This window comes from Flavobacterium sp. (assembly GCF_039595935.1).
Taxonomy (GTDB): domain Bacteria; phylum Bacteroidota; class Bacteroidia; order Flavobacteriales; family Flavobacteriaceae; genus Flavobacterium.
On the sequence record NZ_JBCNKR010000006.1, the window covers coordinates 2,851,690 to 2,875,941 of the forward strand.

Sequence of the window (24,252 nt, forward strand, 5' to 3'; positions counted from 1 at the left end):
AGGGGAAGGGAGGTATTTATTATTTTTATTGCGATGTAAATGTTTAGGATTAATCTTTATATTTGATAATGAAATTAAGAAAATGAGCGAAAAAACGAAACCATATGCCTTAATAACCGGCGCCAGCAAAGGCATCGGAAAATCTATTGCTTATCAATTGGCTAAACAAGGTTATCCATTATTACTTGCTGCCAGAAGTGAAGAAGATTTAAAAGCATTATCAAATGATCTTCAGGTGAAATACGGTATCAACGCTTTTATTTTCCCGATTGATCTTTCGGAAAACGGTGCTTCACAAAAAGTGACCGATTGGATAAAAACGAATAGTTATCCGGTTGGTATTCTGGTTAATAATGCTGGTTATGGTATTTGGGGGGATTTTAGCAAGTCCTTACTAAGCGATCAGCTTGGTATGATGCAGCTCAACATGAATGTTGTTGTAGAACTTTCACATTTATTAGTACCTATACTTTCACAAGAAAAACAAGCTTACATTTTAAATATATCAAGTACAGCTGCATATCAGGCGGTACCTACGCTGGCGGTTTACTCGGCTACAAAAGCTTTTGTTTTATCTTTTACCCGTGCTTTGCGTTTTGAACTTGCCCAAACTTCAATTTCTGTAACCTGTTTTAGTCCGGGTCCGGTTGATACCGGTTTTGCTGCAAGGGCAGGTTTAAGTGCTTTAAATAAAATGGCTGAAAAGTTTAATATGCAGCCAGATGAGGTTGCAAAAATGGCTGTAAAAGCTATGTTCAGCAAAAAATCTGAAGTTATTCCGGGATTTACGAATATCATTTCAGTATATGCCAATCGTATACTGCCAAAGGCTTTCATCGAAAAAACAGCAGCCGGGATTTACAAAATTTAATTTTTTTTCGAAAAAAACTAAAAAAATATTCTTTACGAAAAAGAAATTATATTATCTTCGCATTAATATCTACTAATTCTATAGAGTATGTCAAATAAAAGAAACATTTTTAATTTTCCTAAAGGTCGAATGCACGCAAATACGGTAATATGTTATTGCTGTTGTTGCTGTTGCAGTCTTTTAGATAAAATTAAAAACACTATTCTTTCATTTATTAAATCTATATTATCATGGTATCTTCTTATAAAACCTTTACCCTTACAAATCAATTAACAGATGAGCAAATAAACTTTTTTAACGAGCATGGCTTCATCCATTTCAAAAAATTTATAAATCCTGAAACGGTTTCCTCAATCATTGATGCTTCCAAACAAGTACAGCAAAAATGGATTGAAGATGACGTTAAAAAAATAAATGGCGTGCCTATTAAATTTGGAAAAGATTTAGACGGTTCTCCTATTGTACAGCGTTTTGCTTTTATCAATCAACATCATCAAACCTTAAGCGGACTTTTGCTTGACCCAAGATTTAGTAGTTTATTACAACTGGCGGGCGATGGCGCAAGATTAGGTACTGAAGAAAAAGACGGAATGGTTTTCAATCATTACATCAATGGACCCGAAAGTAAGTTTTCTAAAATGGGATGGCATACAGATGGTTTAAGAGATATTTTTTATGGTACTAAATTAAATCCGATGTTAAATGTGGGCATTCATTTAAGTACTTTAAAACCAGAAAACGGAGGTTTAAAAATCATTCCGGGAACTCACAAACAGAGTATTTACCAAATGCTTTTCCGAAAAAAATATTTTTTAGATCATCAGGCCGATCCGGAGGAAGTTTCCATCAATCCGGAAGCGGGAGATTTAACCATTCACGATGGCCGTTTGTGGCACAGAGTTGCTGAGTCAACTATTCGTGGTGAAGAGAGTAGAAGAAGGGTGATTTATATTCCGATTATTGCAGGAAAATATGCTCCTAAAAATGAGAACAGTCCAACGGTTTTCTATCAACGTTTTGCAGGTATTGTTAAATAATTATGCTGTTTATTATTGCATTTAGTTATCTGGTTAGATCAGGTAAGCTAAAAAGTACCTCAGATTTTTTTAAAAATAAGCACAGAAAAATCAAATTAAAAATTGCAAAACTGGAATTGGCTATACTATCCGGCTTACAAATATTGGGCTAATAATGGGAAAAGAAACACAAATTGAAGATTATACTGCAATTGCACAAAGAACCTTTTCTGACCGTAAGCGAACTAATATTTTAAAAAGAGCAGAACAGTCAACGATTGTATTTTTACTTCCAAAAGTGCCTGGATATATTTCGCCGAACTTACTTACTTTAATGGGTACGCTGGGTTCCGGATTCGTTTTTCTGGCTTTTGTTTTAGGAAGTTATTTCACAAACTGGTATTTACTTTTAGGTATTATCGGGTTAGGAATAAATTGGTTAGGTGATTCTTTAGACGGAAGATTGGCTTACTATAGAAATATTCCACGCCGCTGGTATGGTTTTGCGCTCGATATCATTGCCGACTGGATTGGTATTGTACTTATAGGCTTTGGCTACTACATTTATGCTGAAAATGGCACACAAGTATTAGCCTTTGCTTTTGTTGCGCTGTACGGCTGGTCTATCATCATCAGTCAGTTACGTTATAAAATTACAAATGAATACAGTATAGATTCAGGTTTTGTTGGGCCAACAGAACTCAGGTTTATAATTGCTTTAATTTTAATAATAGAAGTTCTGTTTCACGGATCAATTGCATATCTGGCTGGATTAATCACTTTTATATTGCTTATAATCAATACTGTTGATAGTTTGAAACTTTTAAAGCAAGGCGATATAAAAGATCAAAACCCAGACTGATATGTTCAGTAAAAAATCTATTTTTACTTTTCTGCAAGCTCAGGTTGCAGCATTTTTAGGTGGCATTACCGATTATGGTTTAATGATTTTATTGACAGAAGTATTTAAACTGCATTTTACCTTTTCTATTCTAATCTCCGGAACTGTTGGCGCCATTATGAATTTCAGCATTAATAGATTTTGGGTATTTAAAAATCAATGTGATTATAGCAGCCGCATCAATAGTCAGCTTTTTAAATTTGCGATGGTTGTATTGGGAAGCATTTCTTTAAAATCATTTGGTACGTTTATTTTGCATAATCTATTTCAAATCGATTATAGAATTGGAAGACTAATCACGGATAGTTTTGTTTCTTATGGATTTAATTATCCACTGATTAAATACTGGGTTTTTAGAATAAACAAAAAACAGAACATAGTCGAATCAAATTAATCCGTTGTGTACAATTTTTTTTAAACACATAGAAACATAGTTTTTAGATGTGTAAAAAGAATAAAAAAAGAAACTAGTTTCTTAACACATAGCTGGCTATGTTTATTTTAAACAAGTGAAACGCCTTTTTGAGCGCACAAAATCTATGTTTCTAGCCTGCACTGAGCGGAGTCGAAGTGTGTTAAAAAATCCACCCAATACATTATAAATATTTCATTTATGAACAAATTATCATTTAAATATTTTACAAAATTACTAATCGTTATAACGATTTTAGTAAATATAATATCCGGAAAGCTATTGGCACAATCCAAAAATCCATCTCCATTAAATTTTCCAACGCCTAAAAATGTAGATAATATGCTATTTTACGTTCAGCGCGACCCAAATATAAATACTGCTATTTATGCCATAAACTATCAGGAAAATGGGAAAATAGACAAAAGTAATCCTATAAAATCATATTGGATTCGATATGCTGAGAAAGGTGAAAAAAAAGATTTTAATTATATACAGCGCAAATTTGCTTACGGAATAGAAAGTAAAACCTTAAATAATGAGGAGTTTGAGCTTCAATTTGTATCGTATAAAAAATTATCCTTATTCTTAAAAAAGGTAGATTCAGATCAAAAATATCATGTTTTTGTAAATGTAAATCAGAAAAAAATACAGGTAGAAAAAATATTTGTACGTATTGAAGGCGGTTCTTTTTGGCTGCCAAATGTAAAGTATGTAGAAGTTACCGGAATTGATGCTTCTTCTAATAAAACAATTACAGAAAGGATGTTATTAAAATAAGCTTTTTTAGAACAGCTGCCTGATCAGCTATATTTTTTTGAGATTTGTATTTCCTGTAAGGTTATCTTAAAAATGGTTTCAAATTATAAGATGAAACATGTTTGTAAATATTTGTTCACTAGTTGGTTGTAAATTTAACTGACCAATACATGAGCAAATTATGGAAACAATTTTAATTTTAAAAAAGTCTTTTTTCTGTTTTCAAAAACTGACAAGAAGAAAAACAGCTGCATTAATTTTATTAGTTACGACCTCTAATTTTTGTTTTTCGCAGGAAACAAATAAAACCGAAACTCCAAAAGTTGCTCAAAATGTTTCTTGGTGATTCCAAAGAATCCAAGTCTTCAAAAAACACTAAAACGAAATAGGTAATTTTAATTTTAACAGCTGTTTTGAATCATTAATCTAAGTAAATATTTAAATTTTCAAAAGATGTCTTTACCTGATAAATTATATAATATGAAATTTGCAGAATATTTTGATTCGATGCGCAGGATGTATCTGCAGGATGAAAAATTCAAAGAGATTTGTGATAATTACTGCAGTAATGTTGCTGATATGGAGATGTACAGGAAAAAAAAGGAAAAGAATTTTTTTAAAGAACACGAATGTGAAAACTTATCAAAAGAGCTCGAAGAAGAAATACTTTTTTATTTGGTCCGTAAAAGTTAATCTTATGAGGCACATTCTATTCTAGATTGTTAAAAAAATTAATTTAAAAAAAAATCCCATTTCGTTAGAAATGGGATTTTTTTTTGCTTCTTACTGAACAAGAAAGGCTTCAGAATTATTTATTATAATCACTATTGGCCAGAATCTTCATTATCTTGAGAATCCGGATTGTCCTGAGTCTTTTGTTTTGGTTCATCCCAGTCTCCCCAGTCTCCTTTATAAATTTTTACGCATACTAATTCCTTATTATCTCCTTCATAAATCTTTGTACAGCAATATTTTGCATTTTGATTTTCTTTTACATTTTCCATAATTTCTTAGTGTTGTGATTTTAATTAAATAGATGGGGGTCAGTCGATATTATTAATTTTTAAAGTGTCTTTTTTTGCAGAAATGCTTCTTTTTGATCTCGTTTTTCATCTTCATCATCACAAGGAAGTGCACAATTAAAATTGATTGCTATTAAAATAATTGGGATGATATATGAGAATAGATTTTTCATAGATTGTTTTTGTGAGAATTAGTTCGCAAAGTTAATCCGGCACTTTAATCCAATTTATATAATTTACAGTTTACGTTTATATGATTTCCATATTTTAAATAGCAGTTTTTAACCTAAAGCTTCCTTTTGAAAGCTAAAATCAATACTATTTATGAGGTAGAATTACTACAAACATGGGAATTATATAACATGAGAACAGAAATTATATAAATTTCCGGATATGTTATATAGAAATTTGTAAGATTCAATATTCAATAATTATAAACTTTAAAAAAGATAATTATCATGAATAAAACAGGGCCTATCATAATTATCGAGGAAAACGAAGCCGATCGTAATTTATTTGCGCAAATTTTTTGGGAGCTGGGTCTAAATAATGAAATGCTTTATTTTACTACTCTTAATGAAACGCATAGATACATAATCTCCAATCAAATTGAACCTTTTTTACTTTTTTCGAATGTACTTCAGTTTCATGAAGACAATAAGCAGGACAATTATAAAAATTATAATAGTATTTGCCTGGAATTTAACTGCCCTTGTTTGTTTTTTTCCATTTTATTTACGCATTGTTTTGTTATAGATTCTTATTCAATTCCTGTTCAAAGTTATTTTGTACGTCCTTATAACGAAGAAAAGTTTAAGTTAGTCCTCAATTCCATTGTAGAATATTGGCTCGGGAAAAAAGTATTCAATAAAGACGAAAACAAATCAGAAAAAAAAGCAAAATATATAAAATAAAGCCGTCTCTTCAGGACGGCTTATTATTTGTGCTATAAATTTCTATCGGGTTTAGTGCCATCTTCGTCATCTAAATCTACTAAATCTTCATTGTCATATCCGTCATTGTCGATGTCTTCATTGTCAAACTCATCATCCAATTCGTCGTCATTCAATTCATCATCGTCAAATTCGTCAGTATCAGTTTCCCGGCCAAGGTTTTCATTATCAAATTCCTCTGTGCCAAATTCCTTGCTGTCCAGATCATTTCCATAATCAGGTTCAGCATTATTAGATATCGAATGATCTACTGGTGGTGCATCAATATCCGGATCTTCATATTGTTCTCTATTTTGAAAATTCTGATCTTTCTGATTGTAATTTTCTCTTTCGTCTATACTCATAATAATTCTTTTTAAAAGTTATTTTTTCATTGAGCCTGTTTCTTTTTTTGTGCTCGAAGCAGATTTAGAAGTGCCTTTTGAAGCCGTTTCTTTTTTATCAGTTTTTTTATCTGATGCCTTAGCACTCTCTATGCTTTTTTTTGTGGTTGAAGTTGCCATAATATATTTTTTTAGATTGTTATAAGCCAAATTTACAGTGACTAAAAATCATTATTTTATACATATTCGTATTTCTAATTATATAATTTACAGTTATTTAAATAAACAAAAAAAAAGGGTTTTACTTTTTAGTTAAATAAAAAAACACCCATACAAAGTACAGGTGTTTTTCAGGTAAAATAAAAAAAGTAACAAGAAAGTATTAGACTATTCTGCCGCTACAATGTTTACTAAATTTAGTGCTACATCGTTTAGTAAACAATCTGCTTCTTTTTCTTCTGCAAGAGTCTGCGTCAATAATTTTGCTGCATCATTCTCGCCAATCGCTTTTGCAAAAGCAACCAAAGTTCCGTAAGATGCAATTTCATAATGCTCTATTTTTTGCGAAGCAGCAATAATCCCCGCATCTCTAACTGCTCCCGGAGTAGTTTCCAAAAGAATATTGTCGCCTTCTTTTAATAATCCGGCCATGGCTTCGCATTTTTTTCCTTCAACTTTTTCTCCTAATAAATCAAAAACTTTTTCTAGTCTTGACACTTGGTTTTGAGTTACAGAAAGATGCTCTAAAATAGTTCCTGAAAGTCCTGATGATGAAGCATTGGCAGCCATTTTTGGCAAAGCACTAACCAAAGCATTTTCTGCCCAGTAAATATCTTTCAGGCTGTCAATAAACAAATCTTTCAATTCTTCGGCCGCATCAGGTGCAGGTTCTACGATATTAAATTTTGCGTTGTTTTTTATGTCTTTTGTCTGACTTGCTTTTGGTTTTGCTACATTAGTCTGACCTTGTTTTTCTGAATTTTTCATTTTTATTTTTTTTTGAGATTAAATGTATAAGTTAGGTTCACGCTGCCAAAAACGATGCATTTTCATAGCCGTAATAAATTCCTGTGCAAAAGCTTCCGAAGCAATTTCGCTCGTAACAATTACACCCGGATCATCATTGGTAATTTTTGCGGCAAAAGGCGCTCCGCTGATAATTTCCGAAGCCTCACCATCGGCACCAATTACTTTGCAGTGTTTGTAAGCATCATTTAAATATTCCAGAGCATCATCATTTTCTGCCAAAGCATTAAGTCCCAATCCGTGCGGAACATAAACAGCATCAAATAATACAGAAGAAGCCGTTAAAAAACTAAATTCAGCAGCAATTGCCCCATCAGCATCTGTTGTTACAGAACCTAAATGCGGCGCAACGACACAACCTTTAGCACCTTCTTTTTTCAAGGCATTTTTCATATTTGCGACAGCAGCTTCAGAAACTCCGTCAGAAACTAAAATCGCAACTTTTCTGGATTCAATTGTTGGCGAGTTCGTTGGATTATTAACCATGCTCAAAGCTTGTGAAGATTCTGTAGAAGATTCAACTGTTTGTGGTTCCTGAGTTCCGGCTTCTTCCGTTTCCGGAGACACGCCTTTGTTTATTGGTGTTTCTAAAACAGGCGGAACAGTCGCTCCAAGTCCTTGTGCTACTTTTTCGGCAAGTTGTTTGTCAACCTGAGATAATAATCCCAGCATTCGAACTCTTATGGCAGTTGTTTCTACTTTTCCAAGTTCAAAACGCAAAGCTTTTACAATATGGCTTTTTTCTTCCGGTGTCTGACTGTTAAAAAATAATTTTGCCTGTCCAAAATGATCTGTAAAACTCTCGCTTCTTTCTCTCACTTTGTGTGCATCCACGCGCTCGTTAAAATTTGCAAATCCGCCTTCGGCAATTTTTGCCTGATACGGACAGCCGCCGCCTAAAGAATTAGGATGATAACTTACACGTCCTTTATTAATTTCCTGACGCATGTGTCCGTCACGCTGATTGTTGTGAATAGGAGCAATACTTCTGTTAATTGGAATTTCATGAAAATTCGGACTTCCTAATCTCGATAATTGTGTATCGGTATAAGAAAATAATCTTCCCTGCAAAAGCGGATCATTTGTAAAATCAATTCCCGGCACAACATGCCCGGGATGAAAAGCAATCTGCTCTGTTTCGGCAAAGAAATTTTCTGGATTTTTATTCAAAACCATTCTTCCCACAATCGTTACAGGAACCAATTCTTCGGGAACAATTTTCGTTGGGTCAAGTAAGTCAAAATCATATTTGTGTTCGTCTTCGTTTGAAATAACCTGAACGCCTAATTCCCATTCCGGGAAATTTCCCATTTCTATAGCTTCCCATAAATCTTGTCGGTGAAAATCAGGGTTTTTTCCTGAAATTTTCTGTGCTTCATCCCAGGCAACAGCGTGGGTTCCTAATTTTGGTTTCCAGTGAAATTTTACAAAAACCGATTCCTCCTGAGCATTTACCAATCTAAAAGTATGAACGCCAAAACCTTCCATCATTCTATAACTTCTCGGAATTGCACGATCTGACATTACCCACATAATCATGTGCATAGATTCTGGCATGAGTGAAATAAAATCCCAAAAAGTATCATGCGCAGATGCTGCCTGAGGCATTTCGTTATGTGGTTCCGGTTTTACAGCATGAATAAGATCAGGGAATTTTGAAGCGTCCTGGATAAAAAATACCGGAATATTATTGGCCACTAAATCATAAATTCCTTCCTGCGTATAAAATTTTACTGCAAATCCTCTCGCATCTCTGGCCAAATCCGTAGAACCTCTTGATCCTGCAACGGTAGAAAAACGGGCAAAAACGGGTGTTTTTTGTCCTTTTTCCTGAAGAAATCCTGCTTTTGTTAATTCCGGGATTGGATTTGTTACTTCAAAAAATCCGTGTGCGCCTGAACCGCGTGCGTGAACAATTCTTTCCGGAATTCGTTCGTGATCAAAATGTGTAATTTTTTCCCTTAAAATAAAATCTTCTAACAATGATGGACCGCGATTTCCGGCTTTAAGTGAATTATTATCATCGTTAATTTTCACGCCCTGATCTGTAGTTAAAAATTTGTTTGTTCCATCAGAAGTATTGATGGATAAATCTCGTTGTTTTTCGTCTTGAAAGTTTTTCATGGTGTTTCTTATTAGTTAAAAACTTTAAATAAATTTTCGGACTTTGGGTTATTAGGTATTTGTAGACCGTTAATTATCAAGTGTTTCAAATTTACTTGTTGAAAAAAAATCATTTTTATACAATTTTGTATGAATTTTCTACAATTGCCATGATGATTTTTAAAACAAAAAATCTCCATTTCTGGAGATTTAATATTTAATTTTAAGAGGGAAGGTAGATAAACACTGTAGTCCCTTTATTCGGCTCGCTGTTAACTTTTATAAAACCTTTATGATTGTAGACGATTTTTTGTACCAAAGTTAATCCAAGTCCGCTGCCATATTGGGTATCATTGTTTTGAAGTTTGTAGAACGGATTAAAAATGAGGGATTCAAAGTTTTTATGAAAACCAATTCCGTTATCGCTAATAAAAAGTTTGATGTAATGAATTTCAGGATCAGCTCCAAAATCGATTATTTCTTCTGCAGAAACATCTTCAACACCAATTCTGATTTTTGCTGTACTGTCTTGCTTTGCATATTTAATAGAATTCGAAATCAAATGATTAAAAAGCTGCTGCATTTGCGACTGAATAATTCGAAGCGTTGGAAGAGCATCAATTTCTATTTCTGCTTTTTGCTGGCTGATAACAGGTTTTAAGTCTGTTATTGTTTTTTTTAAAACAACATTTAAATCTATTTTTTTTAGTTCTTTCTGTCCAAAATTTATTTTCGAATAATCTATCACATCTTCAATAAGCTGATTTAAGTTGACAGCCGAATTTAACAAACGGTTCAGATTGTGTCTTCCGTTTTCTGTTAATGCTTTTTCGGTAACCAAAACCTTTTTGGCAAACATAGAAATTTTACGAATCGGCTCCAGCAAACTCTCGCTTGCCGCAGCTGTAAAAGATTCTAACTGTTTGTTATACGTATGAAGTTCCTGATTTTTTACTTTTAAAGATTCACTGCTTTGTTCTAAATCAGTAATATCTTCCAATGCAATTAAAATCATTCCGTTTGGAGTAGAATCTATAATGGGCGAAGCATTTATGAGCATTGTTTTTTTACCAATAACATCAAAATTCAATTGTATTTTAAAATTGGCTACATTATCATTTTGACTCACTTTCTTTAATACAAAATCTTTAAATGCAGGAATGTTCCAGTGGGAATTTCCTATTTCAAAAATCGAAAAACCTTCTGTTTCTTCTTCCGTAGTTTTAAAATAATTATAAAAAGAAGGATTGGCACTTTTAATGATAAAATTTTTATCAATAATAAGTAAAGGTTCCCGAATGGTTTTTACAATCGATTCATAGTAATTTCGCATCGATGCCAGCTCTTCCCGTCGGTCTTTTAATTCATCATTTAAACAGGAAAGTTCTTGATTATTAGACATAAGCTCCTGAGAAGAATTTTCAAGCTGATGATTTGCTTCTTGTAATTCTTCGTTACTGGCAACCAATTCTTCATTTGTTGTTTGAAGCTCTTCAAAATAAATCTGCTGTTCCTCAGTCACTCTTTTAAAATCGCCGCGAAGCTGCAGCAATTCTTTTTCTATTTCAGAAGAATGATTTTTATTTCCTGAATCTGCAGAATGAATGTTTTTTTTGCAGAAAATAATGAGCAGTAATTCGGTATGTGACGAAAGATAAATAATTTCAAAAGAAGTTATAAAAGGCTGTTTTTTCATCGCTGTAAATTCTCCCGAAAAATTCTTCTTTTCGTTTCTGGCTTTTAAAATAAAATTTCGAAGTTCAAAACCCATTTCATCCCGAACCATATTTAAAATATTAAAGCTAGGTTTTCCGGGCGCTGGCTGCAAAAACGGACTTGTATCTCCATGAAAATAGACAATTTCGAGGTCTTCGTTAATTATTACTGCTGCTGGAGAATAATGTTCGAGAAGAATATCTGAGGCAATTTTTTTATACTCTTTTTCGGGAGAAACAATTTCCTGCGCTGGTTTTTCCTTATTTATTATGTTGTAATTAGAACGGAATATTTCTTTTGGAAGAAATTGTACCGCCGTTTTTCGGGTATAGATTTTATACTGTTTGTCTACTGCTGTAAACAAATGCGGCACATGATGTGCCCATTCTGATTTTCCGAGAAATAGAAATCCTTTATCCCGAAGTGCATAATGAAATGAGGCTAAAACCTGATTTTGCAAGTCAGTATTGAAATAAATCAAAACATTTCGGCAGGAAACAAAGTCAATTTTTGCAAAAGGAGCATCTTTGGTTAAATCGTGAACGGCAAAAACGCACATGTCCCGAATTACTTTATTGACATGTAAACTATTATCTCTTTTTGAGAAATATTTTTCCAGCCTTTTTTCGCTAATATTTTTTACGTCTTGTGCGGTATAAACAGCCAAACGGGCTTTCGAAATACATTTTTCAGATAAATCAGAAGCGATGATCTGAACTTTAATATCATTTCTATTAATCTCTTCCAGAAATTCATGAATACAAATGGCAATCGAATACGCTTCTTCTCCGGTAGAACATCCTGCAGACCAGATTCTGAATGTATTGTCCGTTAAATTCTCGATTAGAAAAGGAAAGACATTTTTACATAAATTATCAAAAGCTGACTGATCCCTGAAAAAATATGTGACAGGAATCAAAATATCATTAAACAATAAATCTTGTTCTTTGGTATTGTTTTTCAGCAGATTCAAATATTTTTCAATCGAATCTGCCTGCGTTACTACCATTCTTTTGGCGATTCGTCTTCGTAATGTCGTATGTTTATAATGCTGAAAATCTGTGCCTGTTTTTAAGAGTAAAATTTTAATAATTTCTTCCAGAAGTTCTTGTTCATGCAGCGTATTTTCTTTTTCTTCATAAGAATGCGTTACTAAATTTCGTTCATGAATTTGAAGCAATTTGTCTGAAACTTCATTTGGAGGAGTAAAATAATCTATATATTCAGACGTAACAGCGTTTTGAATAAATCCCTTTTTAGCAAGAACCGCCATTGTAGATCCGCCTGCTTCTTTGAGTTTTTTAAGCCCTGCCGATCCGTCAATGGTTGTCCAGGTCAGCATTAAACCAACAGCGTAACTTTGATACTTTAAGGATATGGATTCAAAAAAGAGGTCAAGACTGTTATTTTCCCGACTGCTTCGCGTTTGAGGTTTAAGTATTAATAAGCCGTTTTCGTGAACCAAAAAATTATTTTTGGGAATTATATAAATGGTATTGGGTTGTATATCAACATTGTGAACAATTTCTACAACTGGAATTTTTGTATTCAGCGAAAGTATTTCGGCAAGTTCATTAGTTTGTGGTGAAAATAAATTTTCAAAAACTACGTAAGCCATTCCTGAATCTGACGGAAAATCCGATAGAATCTTTTTTAATAAATCAATTTCTGTGGCAGCCGTTCCAATGGCAACAACCGGAAAATGAGAATTTGCTATTTTGTTTTGTATTGCTGATTCGGTTTTCATTTTTCAAAATTTTATGGCAATCCTATAATTTAAATGTTTTTGGATGTAAATAACTGATTACCAAAACAGCAACATTTGTAGCGAAACAATTGTTCTATTATTTTGAAAATCAAATTATTAATTATAAGAAATGAAATTATGAGAAATTTAATAGTAAGCTTTTGTATGATCTTTTGTTTTGGATTGGCATTCAGCACAGGAAACTCCTGCAAAGAAAAAACAGAGTACAGATACTATTCAGCATAAGAAAAGTAAACACACTACTCAAAAATCGAATACCAAAAAAGGAGATACAATCAACAGACAGCGTACTGACAAAAAAGGAACTACAAAGTCTAATAGAGATATGACTCCGCAGCGAAAAGATTCAATTAACAGACCATAAAAATTATGACGTACCTGTCGCTTTAAAGTCTATTTTATGTATTGCAAGTAGACTTTATTGTTCTTTATTCACATTATTTGATTTAACAATTGCTGTTATAGATGTCCCAAATTCACACTCTGGACTAGTTTATCAGGCCATTGAAACATTGCTATATAGGCGTGAAAGTTTCTAAATGATAAATTTAATTTCTTTAATTGTAAATATATGCTTACTTTTAAAAATAAGCTTTAATAATTACATTAAAGAGTTTCATAATTTCCATTATTAAGTTTTATGAATGAAAATTAAGACGGAAAATATACACTCATAATGGTGCCTTCATTCACTTTACTTGCAGCTTTAATAAAGCCATTATGATTCGAGACTATTTTTTTTACCAACGTTAAACCCAGCCCGCTTCCTTCATATTGATCTTTACTGTGCAGTCTGTAAAAAGGATCAAAAATACGGTTTGCAAAATCCTGACTAAAACCAATACCATTATCACTTACATTAATTTTAACGTACTTGTTTTCAGGACTTCCGCCAAGTTCTGCTATTTCTGCATCCGAAGCTTTTAAGGTTTCTATTTTGATTTCGGGCGCAATATTTTCTTTAGAATATTTTATAGAATTTAAAATCAAATTGGTAAGTAACTGCTGAATTTGAAAACCAATTCCGTTTACTGAATTTTCAGTTAGATTTACTTCAACAAGCGCTTTCTTTTCTTCGATCGAATCTTTTATGTCGTTGATTGTTTTTTTGAAAAGCAGATTCAAATCGGTTTTTTTAAACTTTTTCTCGGCAAAATTTATTCGCGAATAATTAATAAGATCGGCAACCAGCTGACTCATATTTTTTGCCGAAATCATGGCGCGTTTTAAATTATGTTTTCCATCTTCAGACAATGCATTTTCTTTTTCAAAAATACGATGACAAAGCATATGAATTTTATTAAGCGGTTCCTGAAGATCGTGACTCGCCGCCGAAGTAAAATTTTCTAACTGTTCATTATAAATCTGTAGTTCCGCATTTCTTTTATTTAGAAGTTCATTCGCAGCAATTAAATCTGTAATGTCTTCAAATGCAAGTAGAATCATTCCGTCTTGTTTCGAGTTTTGAATCAAACGTGCATTTACCATCAATGTTTTTCTGTCAGTTTCGCTGCATACAATTTCCAGTTTATAATCTTCGATAGTCTGCTTCTGAATAATCATTTTAAAGATCAAATCCTTAAATTCCGGAATATCCCATTGGCATTTTCCAATTTCAAAAAACGAAAATCCTTCCGTTTCTTTTTCAGTTGTTGTAAAGTATTTGTAAAACGCCGGATTGGCACTTTTTACATTATAATCCTTATCAATAATAATCAAAGGTTCTCTAATCGTTTCTACAATAGATTCGGCATAATAACGCATCGAAAGCAATTGTTCCTGACGGTCCAAAAGTTCGTCATTGGTGCACATTAATTCCTGATTATTAGACTGAAGTTCTTCTGTAGAAGTTTCCAGTTCTTCATTCATAGCCTGAAGTTCTTCCGTGCTGCTTAATAATTCTTCGTTTGTAGTCTGCAGTTCTTCAAAGGCGATTTGCTGATCTTCTGTAACACGTTTTATATCTTCACGCAATTGCAATAATTCTCTTTCAAGTTCAGCAATTCGAAGCTGATCGGCATTTTTTTTGTTTTGTTTCGAATTCGAATCTGTTTCAGGAAGCGGGTTTTTATGAAAAAGAACCATCAAATGATCTTCATCGTTTGAAAGCGTCAAAATTTCAAAAGAAGCCTGATAATTCTGGTCTTTTACAGAAAGATTTTCCTGAATGATATTCTCTTTATTTTTTTTGATTTCAGAAATTGCATTACGAAGTTCAAAACTAATGCCTTCGCGCGCCATTTTCAGAATATTAAAATTCGGTCTTCCCGGTGCTGGCAGCAAAAATGGAGTTGTATCTCCATGAAAATGAATAATTTCCAGATATTCATTAATAATAACACTTGCCGGCGTATATCTTGAAAACAAAATATCATCAGCAATTTTTCTAAAATCACCTTCTGGATTATTATCAAATGTTTTGATTTTTTGCGGAACATTATTGTAAGCTGGTTTAAAAGCCTGCGGAACATAACGTGCTGGCGCAAATTTCTTGGCGTAAATTTTATCTTGTTTTACAACGGTATCAAATAAATGCTGGGCATTGTTGGCTGATTCTGATTTTCCTAGAAATAAAAATCCTTTTTCTTTTAACGAATAATGAAAAGAACTTAACACTTTTTCCTGCAGAAATGAATCAAAATAAATCATCACATTTCGGCATGAAACCAAATCAATTCGGGCAAATGGCGGATCTTTGATAAAGTTATGCGTAGCAAAAATGCACATATCGCGAATTACTTTATTTACGTGATAATTTCCGTCGCGTTTTGTAAAATAATGTTCTAATCTCGTTTCTGAAATGTGCTGAATATCCTGAGCAGAATACATGGCAGATCTGGCTTTAGCAATAGATTTTTCGGATATATCTGATGCAAAAATCTGAACTTTAAGATCTTTTATGTTATTTTGAGATAAATACTCGCAAATAACAATGGCAAGAGAATAGGCTTCTTCGCCAGTTGAACAACCCGGAACCCAGACACGTAAAGTATTGTTGACAGAATTTTGAATTAACTGCGGAAATACATTTTTTGAAAGTGATTCAAAAGAATCTTCGTCTCTAAAAAAGTAGGTTACCGGAATCAATAAATCATTAAATAACAATTCCTGCTCGTTTTTATCAATGCGAAGAATATTATAATAATCAGAAATGGTTTCTTTTTTTAAAACCAGCATTCGGCGTGTAATACGTCTTATTATCGTAGGCTGTTTGTAATGAAAAAAGTCATTTCCGGTTTTCTGTAAAACAAGATTCAAAATCTGATTGAGTACATTTTCTTCTTTTTTGGGAATATTTTCTTCTTCGCTGTAAGCGTGATTGTTAAGATAACTTTTATGGATGTTTGCTATTTGTAAAACAATGTTTTCAGGAGCCAAAATAAAATCGGCAGCATCAGCATCAATGGCATTTTGAGGCATTGCTTTATAAACGGCATTCTCCGGATTCTGTACAATGGTAACACCGCCAAATTCCTTTATTTTCTTCAACCCGTTTGTACCGTCAAACGAAGTTCCCGAAAGAACAATACCAATAGCAAAACTTTTATATACCAGAGCAATGGCTTCTAAAGAAATATCAATGTTTTTACTGATTTTGTCAATGCGTTTTATAGCATGCATTTTCAAAACACCTTCTTCTGCAAGCAGATAATTATTTTCAGGTACAATATAAATATGATTCGGCTGAAAATTAATTTCGCTGATGATTTCCACAACCGGAATTTTTGCCGAAAGTGTTAAGACTTCTTTTAAATTATCTGATTGCTCTGCGGCTAAATGCTGTAATACAACATACGCAGTTCCAGAATCTTCGGGAATTTGCGAAACGATGGTTTGTAAAGCCTTTATTTCGCCCGTAGAACCTGCAATTGCTGTTATTGGGAAATTTGGAGAAATATTTTCAGTTTGAATTGTATTTTGTAAAGTCATTATATATAGTGTAATGAGGTACGAATTACGGACAATCTTTTGCAGTATTAGTAATTCTTTCACTAATATACTACAATTTTTAACTTATGCCTTTTAATTTTTTCTGAAATGAATTTCTATATTTTTCTTTTTTAAATAATTTGCAAATGCGGTCTGATTTGCATGCTTACAATATCGCAGCGTTTTGGCTGTGATAAACAGAACAAAACACTCATGGCAATATCTTCTGCTTCAAGCATTTCCATTTTTTCTATTTTTTCCTGCTGCACTTCTTTCGGGTCCGGCTGCATATCACTTGTTACGGCTCCGGGCTCTACATGCGAAACTTTAATACCAAGCGGATTTATTTCTTTTCGAAGTGCCGTGCTAAAACCTCTGATTGCAGTTTTAGTGGAAACATAAATTACACCTGTTTTTTCTTTTACCTCAGCACTCATAGAACCAATGTTGATGATATGTCCGGATTTTTGCTCTTTCATTCGATTAACAGATTCTTTTGCAAAAGCGATATAACCCAGAATATTGGTTTCTAAAATGTATTTCCAGTCTTCATAATCGCCTTCAATAATACCTTTTGCGGGCAAAGCGGCATTATTAATCAGGATATCAATACCGCCGAGAACGCTGTCCACTTTTTCCCAAATCATATCAATGTCTTCTTTTTTGGTAATATCAGCGCTTACGCCAAAAATTTCACCTGTAAAAGATTTTGTTTTGATGTCTTGGATAGCAGTATTAAAATCATTTTCATCTCTTCCAAAGATGAAAACGCGTCCGCCAAGCGAGACTAAAAGTTCTGCAATAGCTTTTCCAATTCCGGTTGTACCGCCGGTTACTACAATTCTTTTTTGATTAATGTTTTGTCCAAAGTAGTTTGATATGTTTTCCATAGATTTTATAATTATGAGATTTTATTTCGTTGCTTTTTTCAAAGATTCGGCCATTGCCAGTGCGTCTTTGTGATACATTCTTTTATAATATTTCTGCAATTGTGATTTCGTTTTTTTGGCATCTTTAGAATGTCCTTCCCAAATAACCCCAAGTGAAGTATAGGGTGGAACCGTAACGCCAATTGAACAGAAGAAATTAGCAATATTTCCCGTGATATGTTCCACTCCGTCGGAATCGCCGGTTACAATTACGCCGCCAATTTTTCCGTCAAGCGGAGAATCTTTACCCGAAAGAATAATGTCATAAACTTCATCCAGACGTTCGATACAACGCTGTAATTCAGAAGAATGATTGTTCCACCAAATAGGTGTAGCAAACAAAAGAATTTTGGCATCCAGAATTTTTTGATAGATTTCCGGCCAATCATCTTTTTTGTTCATGTGCGTGTAAGTTCCTGAAACAATATGATGGTTTGCCAGCCGAATTACTTCAAAATCAATTTTTTGTTCCGAAAGATATTCACCGAAAAAATCGACTAAAGCTTCGGTATTAGAACGGCCTTTGTTTTTTAAGGTAGCCAAAAGTATAATCGCTTTCATATTCCAGTTTATTTAACTTCAATTTTGTGTAAATTGTTTTCTGCAGGTCCATTTGTAACCGTTCCGTCGGTCGCAAATCTTGAGCCGTGGCACGGACAGTCGAATGTTTTTTCGTCTGAATTCCATTTTACGATACAGCCTAAATGCGGACAAACGGCAGAAAAAGCCTGAAGTGTATTATCATAATCACGATAAACCGCTATTTTTTTTGTTCCTGCGGTAAGAATTCCGCCGTCACCAGCTTTTAAATCTGCTGTATTTTTTAAGTCAGATGCTTTAATCCAGTCCAGATATTGAGATGCCATATTTCCTGCTTCTTTTATAAAGTCTCCAAAAGCTTTGAAAGTAATTCGGGACGGATTGTACAAATCTTCCCATTTGTTTTTAATGCCTGTAATCTGATCGGTAATAATCATTGCCCCAATCGTGGCGTGTGTCATACCATTTCCGGAATCACCTGTAATGATATAAATATTTTTATCTCCTGGATTTCTTCCCATAAAACCTAAAGAATCATAAGGTTCTATAACTTGTCCAGACCATTTATAACTGATATCATCTATCATAGGAAAATATTGTTTTGTCCAGACAGCCAATCTTTCGTAACGTTCTGCTTCAGAAATCCCTTCTTCATCAGCTTGTCCTGTTTTATGGTCTTCGCCGCCTGAAATCAATAAGTCGTACTGGTCATCAAAACTTTGTAAACGGACATAATGATAAGGCTGTGAAACCCATTTGGACTTTACATCTCCGGTATCCCACCAGAGTGCATACGGTAAAGAACCTTTAGGAATCTTAGCGCCAATTACATAAGTGCGATAGGCATGTTGTTTGGTATGCATGGTAAGAATGTCATTGACAGGCGTATTGGTTGCCACGACAATATGTTTTGCATTAAAATTGAAACCATTGACTGAAGCTCCTTCTTTCGTAATATTATCGGCATGTGCTTCAGTGTAAATGGTTCCACCGAGAGCAATTATAGCTTCGGCAAGCCCTTTTAAATAGTGTAAGATGTGAAATTGAGCCTGATTCTTAAATTCAATTGATCTTTGATTTTCTGTTCCGCTTAAAAAAGGAGTATCCGGAAGCAGAGAAGTATCTAGTCCCGCATTAATTGTAGCTTGAAATTCTTTATCCAGGTTGTTTTCTTTGTCATTAGGATGGAGAAATAAATATCCGTTAACTCTTTTAAAATCACAGTTAATATTTAAATCCGTGACTATTTTTTCTATTTCATCAATAGCTGCAGTATGGCTTTCGGCGGCGAGTTTGGCATTTTCTTTACCAAAAGTATTTTCAATATAATAATAACGATCGTCGAGAGCACAGGTTAAATGGGCTGTAGTTCGTCCTGTTTCACCGCTTCCTAAAAAGCCATCCTCAACCAGAACTACTTTTTTTCTGGCTTTTAAAAGTTTGTACGCTGTGGTAAGTCCGGCAATTCCGCCGCCAATTATAAGTACTTCTGTTGAAATATTTTGAGAAGGTTTATCAAAAGCTAAAATTGAGGTGGTGTCAATCCAAAAAGAAACATTATCTCCAGAAGTAATGCTTCCTTCATTTATTTTGTCTGCTGCTTCATCCATCTTGATTTTTTTTAAGATTTTAATAATTGAATTGATTTTCAGTATCAAAGCTACTGACAACTAATATGGCTTTTTTACAGTTTTAGTTTTAATTTTTATAGGATTATCAGTCGTGTTTTATGTAAGATTGATGAGAAATAGTATAAGTTTAACTTCTTTATTAATAGTTAATTAGCTGGAATTAATCTAAAATATTTATTATGAAAGCAGCAGTTATACACGGTCCGGGCTCTATAAAATACGATACAGTCGATGATCCGATTTTAAAAGAAAAAGACGATATTATTTTGAAAGTTACTTCAACCGCAATCTGTGGATCTGACCTTCATATTTATTCTGGCGGATTTCCTCAGCCGAGACCAATGGTTTTGGGACATGAGTTTATGGGAATTGTCGAAGAAACAGGTTCTGCGGTTACTCATTTAAAAAGAGGCGATCGTGTTGTAGTTCCATTTCCGATTGCTTGTGGAAATTGTTTTTTCTGCAACCACGATGTTCCGGGAAATTGCGAACACAGTAATCCAGAACATTATGGCCCTGAAGGCGGAATCACAACAGAAAAAGGAGGAGCGCTTTTTGGCTACACTGATCTTTACGGCGGTTATGATGGCGGACAGTCACAATATGTTCGCGTGCCGTATGCGAATTATGGACCAAGAATTGTTCCTGAAGATTTATCAGATGAGCAAGTTCTTTTTTTAACCGATATTTTTCCAACTGGTTATACGGGAGTTGATTGGGGAGAAGTGAAGGGAGGTGAAACAGTTGCTATTTTTGGTTCTGGCCCGGTTGGAATTATGGCAGCAAAAAGTGCCTGGCTTCGTGGTGCTTCGCAGGTTATTATTGTTGATACGCTGCAGTATCGATTGGATAAAGCACGAGTTACAACGGGTTCTACTACAATTCTTTGGGAAGATGGACCTAAAGAGGTTGTTGAACAAATTCGTGCACTTACACAAGGACGCGGTGCCGATGTTTGTATTGATGCAGTAGGTTTTGAACCAGACAGAAATTTAGGCGACAGAATTAAAGCGACAATTAATTTTGAAAAAGGTTCTATTAAAGTATTAGAAGCCTGTATGAGTGCCGTTCGCAGAAGCGGAATTGTTTCGGTTTTAGGAGTTTATCCTGTTAATTATGATAATTTTCCGCTGGGACAATTTTTTGATAAAGGAATTATCCTAAAAGGGGGTCAGGCTCCAGCACACAAACATATTGATAAATTACTGGAATATGTGGTTCAGGGAAAAGTAAAACTAGATGATATTATTACACACAGAATGCCGCTTTCTGAAATTTCGCATGCTTACGATATTTTCAAAAAGAAAGAAGACGGTTGCGTCAAAGTCGTTTTGGATCCGTGGAAATAAAATAAAAAAGGATGAAATTCTAATCGATTAGAATTTCATCCTTTTTTAATATTTAATTTTAAAACTCCCTTTTCCTGAAATTTTATATTCGTGCATTTCAGAAGTCTTTTTAAATGCTTTTAAAATTTCATTTTCCTGAAACACCTTTGCCGTAATTTTTTTATTTTCTACAGAAATAATTTTCAAATTGCATTGCATTTCTGGATTTCCATCCAATTTTATGGTCATCGTATTTTGTCTTTTAGAAGAAGAAATTACAGGATAATCAACAAAAACCATTAAATCCTCATTCAGTTTTAGATATTGCCTCGGAACAACCGCAAAAGCCGATCCAACGCCATAAACTTCTTGTCCGACTTGTCCGCTTTTTTCCCAGCCTGTATATAAATCTTCAAGCGGAACCCAAAGATTGCGCTGAATTTCGCCTGTTTTTACTTCCTCAGAAATCATATCTTCCGGAAGTAATAAAGGATAATAATACGGAATTCGGTTTATAGCATATTTTACAAATTCAGGAATTAGAATTCGCAGTGCCGGTAAAATATCTATATCTTTTGCCTGCGTCATAAATTCAGATAAGGCGGCATAAACTTCCAATTCTTCGTATGCAGCAGTGTAGGGCGCATCATTTAAGGAAACATGGCAAAATAGTTATTGTAGTTTTTTCCAAATCCGTATTGGCAATCCCAAATCTGCATGTTTTTAAAGATCCCGGCAAGGCACATATAACTGGTTTTGAGATACAATTCTTCATTGGTAATTTTATATAATTCTAATAAAGCATTTGCAGCAAAGGCAGTATTATTGGCCTGATAAAAAATATCAAAACCGCATTGCGTCAGTTGTTTGGCTGCTTTTTTGGCTTCTTTTAAATACTTTTCCTCTTTTGTAAGTTCGTAAACCAAAAGCATTAAATGCGCATAAGCTCCTGGAACATCTTTTTCTCCGCCTTGCCCGGGCTGAGTTTCTTCTTTTATAATTTCAAAAGTTTCTACATTGTAAAAAACTGGCCATTCGTATTTAAAATGATGCGCGGCTTTTATAACAAAATCAATCGAATCCAGAACCAGTTTTTTAGCCGTTTCATTTCCCGAAAGGGCATAACGGGTTAAATTGATAAGCGGATGATGAAGATACCAGGAATCCATTGTGGTTTCTTTTTTCTGCTCTTCAGATTTGTCGAGTTTATCATGAAGCGCCGGAAGCCAACGGGTTATGCTTTTTATTTTTTCATCGTAAAAACTGCTTAATCCGCTTTCAATATCTTTTGATAAAGGTTCTTTTTTGCCGTTCCACTTTTCGTATTCTATTAACGGAATCAAAACGGCAAGTTGTACCATGCTTTCGGCCGGCGTTTCATAATCGCATAAATACGCATTTAGATACGGAATTCCGTTGGTCTGTGTCCAGCATCCTTTATTATAATACAAATCGGTTATCGTATTTTGAGCAATTTCTGTCCAGTTATGATATTCAATTTCAGGATGTTGAATGTGTTTGTACACTAAAGCTAAATTCTCCAGAAAATCGATACAAAGTTTCGATGGATCATTTTTTATTTCTTCTCCCATTAAAACATACGCATCTGAAATGGTAAATGTTTTTCCTGCCGGAAGCGGTTCTTCGATCGCGGCCGGAAGCTGAAAACCAATTTCAGGCCATGTTCCGCCAACGGTTTCTGCTAATGAAGTTTTGGTCGCTTCGCAATAATCTGAAATTGAAGTGAGATTTTGGAAGTAAAATAAATTGCTTTTTTTCGGACTTATAATACTGGCATATAGAATTCCAGATCGTGTTCCAACCTGATGTAAATGTATTTTTCCGTTTGTATTTTCGATATTTCCGTTATCGGTTAAAGGCAGAATATCTCTCGGCCAAAACGGAATTAATAATGGTTTGTTTAATTTTAATGTGGTTTTAAAATGAAGTAAATGTGATTCGGTTTCAGGGAAATCAATTGTAATTTCATATTCTCCTAATTCTGTTTTGAGATTGAGCCTGAAGTCATTTTCATTTTTAATTAAATCTTCGACTTCGAAACTGCTGTTTATGGCAAAGGCTGCCCGAAATGCCATTCTCTCTTTTTTCGGACCAATAACCACAATCCATACCGAATCATCGCAATTATATACTTCATAAATATAATTGCAGATTTCTTTGCTTATTAAAGCAGTACTATTGTCAATATCAGTTTGAGCTGTTATACTCCAGGGAGAAATTGTGTGCATAGTTTTTTGTTTTTTTTAGTTTCAGGTTTCAAGTTTATACTTTGCGTATAAGTTCAGTTTAACCCGAAACTTGAAACCTGAAACAAATTTTCATTCTCCAGTTTCCATATGCGGTGCATCGACTGGTTTTGATTGTGAGGATCCTATTTGTCGGAAATAAATAGATAGCATAACTATGGCGAAAACGGAAAGAAATTCGCTTTGCCAGTTTTGGAATGATTCAAACCAAAATCTTGAATTTGCTATGTAAGATGTAATGGTTTCTAAAGGTTTTCCTTCTAAAAGCAATTTTTCGTTTTCATCTTTTAAACTTCCGTAAAAATGAAAGACAAACGAAATTGCAAATAATAAAAGCAAAATAATTGTGAGAGAATGTTTGTAGAGCTGTAGAATAAATCCGCCTTTTTTAACAGGCCACGGAGCATCTTTTCGGTTCGGATCTGGTTCTCTGTCAACTTCTTCAGGTTCGTCAATTTTTTTTGATTCTGATGAGCCTTTTTGTTTTAAGAAAATAGTAAAAACTACAAAAAGAGCCATTTGTAGAAATTCACTTTCCCAATTTTCAAAAGTAGACTGAAAAAAATGCCCTGATGTGAGGTAAGAACTGAGGCTGATTATTTTTCCGCCTTCTTCAATCAATTCTTTATTATGTTCTTTAAAACCTAAAAATATCTGTCCGATAAGAGAGCCAATGAAAAGCAGTATAAAACAGATACATAATCCATTATTTTTTAAAAATGTTTTCATTTCTTATTTGTTTTTAAACAAATTTGAT

The 24,252-nt window shown here is 33.8% G+C and carries 23 protein-coding genes; 9 read left to right on the plus strand and 14 right to left on the minus strand.

The genetic code is table 11. The features are described from left to right. Nucleotides 1-82 precede the first annotated feature (82 nt). The 6 genes from ABDW27_RS22080 to ABDW27_RS22105 all read left to right on the plus strand — a co-directional run bounded on the left by ABDW27_RS22080 (nt 83) and on the right by ABDW27_RS22105 (nt 4,652). Nucleotides 83-871: an SDR family oxidoreductase gene (locus tag ABDW27_RS22080; RefSeq protein WP_343697887.1), complete on the plus strand. Its 789-nt coding sequence runs from the start codon at nt 83-85 to the stop codon at nt 869-871. 230 nt (nt 872-1,101) lie between these two features. Next, the gene (locus ABDW27_RS22085) at nt 1,102-1,908 is read left to right on the plus strand and encodes a phytanoyl-CoA dioxygenase family protein (RefSeq protein WP_343697888.1); all 807 of its coding nucleotides are present in this window, start codon (nt 1,102-1,104) and stop codon (nt 1,906-1,908) included. A 154-nt stretch (nt 1,909-2,062) separates the two neighbouring features. Next, nucleotides 2,063-2,749, plus strand: coding sequence for a CDP-alcohol phosphatidyltransferase family protein (locus ABDW27_RS22090; RefSeq protein ID WP_343697889.1), 687 nt, complete (start codon nt 2,063-2,065; stop codon nt 2,747-2,749). A 1-nt stretch (nt 2,750) separates the two neighbouring features. After that, nucleotides 2,751-3,182, plus strand: a complete 432-nt coding sequence (locus ABDW27_RS22095) for a GtrA family protein (RefSeq protein WP_343697890.1) — start codon at nt 2,751-2,753, stop codon at nt 3,180-3,182. A gap of 219 nt (nt 3,183-3,401) precedes the next feature. After that, nucleotides 3,402-3,980, plus strand: a complete 579-nt coding sequence (locus ABDW27_RS22100; protein ID WP_343697891.1) for a DUF4833 domain-containing protein — start codon at nt 3,402-3,404, stop codon at nt 3,978-3,980. 432 nt (nt 3,981-4,412) lie between these two features. Continuing rightward, the gene (locus tag ABDW27_RS22105; protein WP_343697892.1) at nt 4,413-4,652 is read left to right on the plus strand and encodes a hypothetical protein; all 240 of its coding nucleotides are present in this window, start codon (nt 4,413-4,415) and stop codon (nt 4,650-4,652) included. A gap of 131 nt (nt 4,653-4,783) precedes the next feature. Here ABDW27_RS22105 and ABDW27_RS22110 read toward each other — a convergent pair whose 3' ends face one another. Next, nucleotides 4,784-4,963 (minus strand): hypothetical protein, encoded by a 180-nt coding sequence (locus ABDW27_RS22110; protein WP_343697893.1) that lies wholly within the window; start codon nt 4,961-4,963, stop codon nt 4,784-4,786. Between the two features lie 59 nt (nt 4,964-5,022). Next, nucleotides 5,023-5,154 (minus strand): hypothetical protein, encoded by a 132-nt coding sequence (locus tag ABDW27_RS22115; protein WP_343697894.1) that lies wholly within the window; start codon nt 5,152-5,154, stop codon nt 5,023-5,025. Between the two features lie 285 nt (nt 5,155-5,439). Here ABDW27_RS22115 and ABDW27_RS22120 point away from each other — a divergent pair, with 285 nt between their 5' ends. Next, the gene (locus ABDW27_RS22120; protein ID WP_343697895.1) at nt 5,440-5,895 is read left to right on the plus strand and encodes a hypothetical protein; all 456 of its coding nucleotides are present in this window, start codon (nt 5,440-5,442) and stop codon (nt 5,893-5,895) included. Between the two features lie 32 nt (nt 5,896-5,927). On the opposite strand, the gene ABDW27_RS22125 is transcribed toward ABDW27_RS22120, so the two are convergent. From ABDW27_RS22125 to ABDW27_RS22145, 5 genes are all read right to left on the minus strand, one after another. Beyond that, nucleotides 5,928-6,278 carry a hypothetical protein gene (locus ABDW27_RS22125; RefSeq protein WP_343697896.1) on the minus strand — a complete coding sequence of 117 codons (351 nt, stop codon included), beginning with the start codon at nt 6,276-6,278 and terminating at the stop codon, nt 5,928-5,930. Between the two features lie 18 nt (nt 6,279-6,296). Continuing rightward, nucleotides 6,297-6,437 carry a hypothetical protein gene (locus ABDW27_RS22130; protein ID WP_343697897.1) on the minus strand — a complete coding sequence of 47 codons (141 nt, stop codon included), beginning with the start codon at nt 6,435-6,437 and terminating at the stop codon, nt 6,297-6,299. Nucleotides 6,438-6,644: 207 nt separating this feature from the next. Next, entirely contained in the window at nt 6,645-7,244 is a 600-nt protein-coding gene (locus ABDW27_RS22135; protein WP_343697898.1) for a ferritin-like domain-containing protein, read from the minus strand. A gap of 18 nt (nt 7,245-7,262) precedes the next feature. Beyond that, nucleotides 7,263-9,407: a catalase gene (locus ABDW27_RS22140; protein WP_343697899.1), complete on the minus strand. Its 2,145-nt coding sequence runs from the start codon at nt 9,405-9,407 to the stop codon at nt 7,263-7,265. A 202-nt stretch (nt 9,408-9,609) separates the two neighbouring features. Continuing rightward, nucleotides 9,610-12,849: a CheR family methyltransferase gene (locus ABDW27_RS22145; protein WP_343697900.1), complete on the minus strand. Its 3,240-nt coding sequence runs from the start codon at nt 12,847-12,849 to the stop codon at nt 9,610-9,612. A 178-nt stretch (nt 12,850-13,027) separates the two neighbouring features. On the opposite strand from ABDW27_RS22145, the gene ABDW27_RS22150 reads away from it, so the two are divergent. Further along, on the plus strand, nt 13,028-13,234 hold the full coding sequence (locus tag ABDW27_RS22150) for a hypothetical protein (RefSeq protein ID WP_343697901.1): 207 nt from the start codon (nt 13,028-13,030) through the stop codon (nt 13,232-13,234). 287 nt (nt 13,235-13,521) lie between these two features. Here the strand turns inward: ABDW27_RS22150 and ABDW27_RS22155 are convergent, their stop codons facing one another. The 4 genes from ABDW27_RS22155 to ABDW27_RS22170 all read right to left on the minus strand — a co-directional run bounded on the left by ABDW27_RS22155 (nt 13,522) and on the right by ABDW27_RS22170 (nt 19,879). Further along, nucleotides 13,522-16,800 carry a CheR family methyltransferase gene (locus ABDW27_RS22155; RefSeq protein ID WP_343697902.1) on the minus strand — a complete coding sequence of 1,093 codons (3,279 nt, stop codon included), beginning with the start codon at nt 16,798-16,800 and terminating at the stop codon, nt 13,522-13,524. A 131-nt stretch (nt 16,801-16,931) separates the two neighbouring features. Then, nucleotides 16,932-17,690, minus strand: coding sequence for an SDR family oxidoreductase (locus tag ABDW27_RS22160; protein WP_343697903.1), 759 nt, complete (start codon nt 17,688-17,690; stop codon nt 16,932-16,934). Nucleotides 17,691-17,711: 21 nt separating this feature from the next. Beyond that, nucleotides 17,712-18,290: a flavodoxin family protein gene (locus ABDW27_RS22165; RefSeq protein WP_343697904.1), complete on the minus strand. Its 579-nt coding sequence runs from the start codon at nt 18,288-18,290 to the stop codon at nt 17,712-17,714. Between the two features lie 8 nt (nt 18,291-18,298). Continuing rightward, nucleotides 18,299-19,879 (minus strand): FAD-dependent oxidoreductase, encoded by a 1,581-nt coding sequence (locus tag ABDW27_RS22170; RefSeq protein ID WP_343697905.1) that lies wholly within the window; start codon nt 19,877-19,879, stop codon nt 18,299-18,301. A 200-nt stretch (nt 19,880-20,079) separates the two neighbouring features. Here ABDW27_RS22170 and ABDW27_RS22175 point away from each other — a divergent pair, with 200 nt between their 5' ends. Continuing rightward, the gene (locus ABDW27_RS22175) at nt 20,080-21,249 is read left to right on the plus strand and encodes a zinc-dependent alcohol dehydrogenase (RefSeq protein WP_343697906.1); all 1,170 of its coding nucleotides are present in this window, start codon (nt 20,080-20,082) and stop codon (nt 21,247-21,249) included. A gap of 45 nt (nt 21,250-21,294) precedes the next feature. Here the strand turns inward: ABDW27_RS22175 and ABDW27_RS22180 are convergent, their stop codons facing one another. The 3 genes from ABDW27_RS22180 to ABDW27_RS22190 all read right to left on the minus strand — a co-directional run bounded on the left by ABDW27_RS22180 (nt 21,295) and on the right by ABDW27_RS22190 (nt 24,224). Then, a complete protein-coding gene (locus ABDW27_RS22180; protein WP_343697907.1) occupies nt 21,295-21,846 on the minus strand; it encodes a hypothetical protein in 552 nt (183 codons plus the stop codon). Nucleotides 21,847-21,878: 32 nt separating this feature from the next. Continuing rightward, complete coding sequence (locus tag ABDW27_RS22185; RefSeq protein ID WP_343697908.1) at nt 21,879-23,477, minus strand: hypothetical protein; 1,599 nt, start codon at nt 23,475-23,477, stop codon at nt 21,879-21,881. Between the two features lie 90 nt (nt 23,478-23,567). Beyond that, nucleotides 23,568-24,224 carry a DUF6766 family protein gene (locus ABDW27_RS22190; protein ID WP_343697909.1) on the minus strand — a complete coding sequence of 219 codons (657 nt, stop codon included), beginning with the start codon at nt 24,222-24,224 and terminating at the stop codon, nt 23,568-23,570. Between the last annotated feature and the right edge of the window lie 28 nt (nt 24,225-24,252).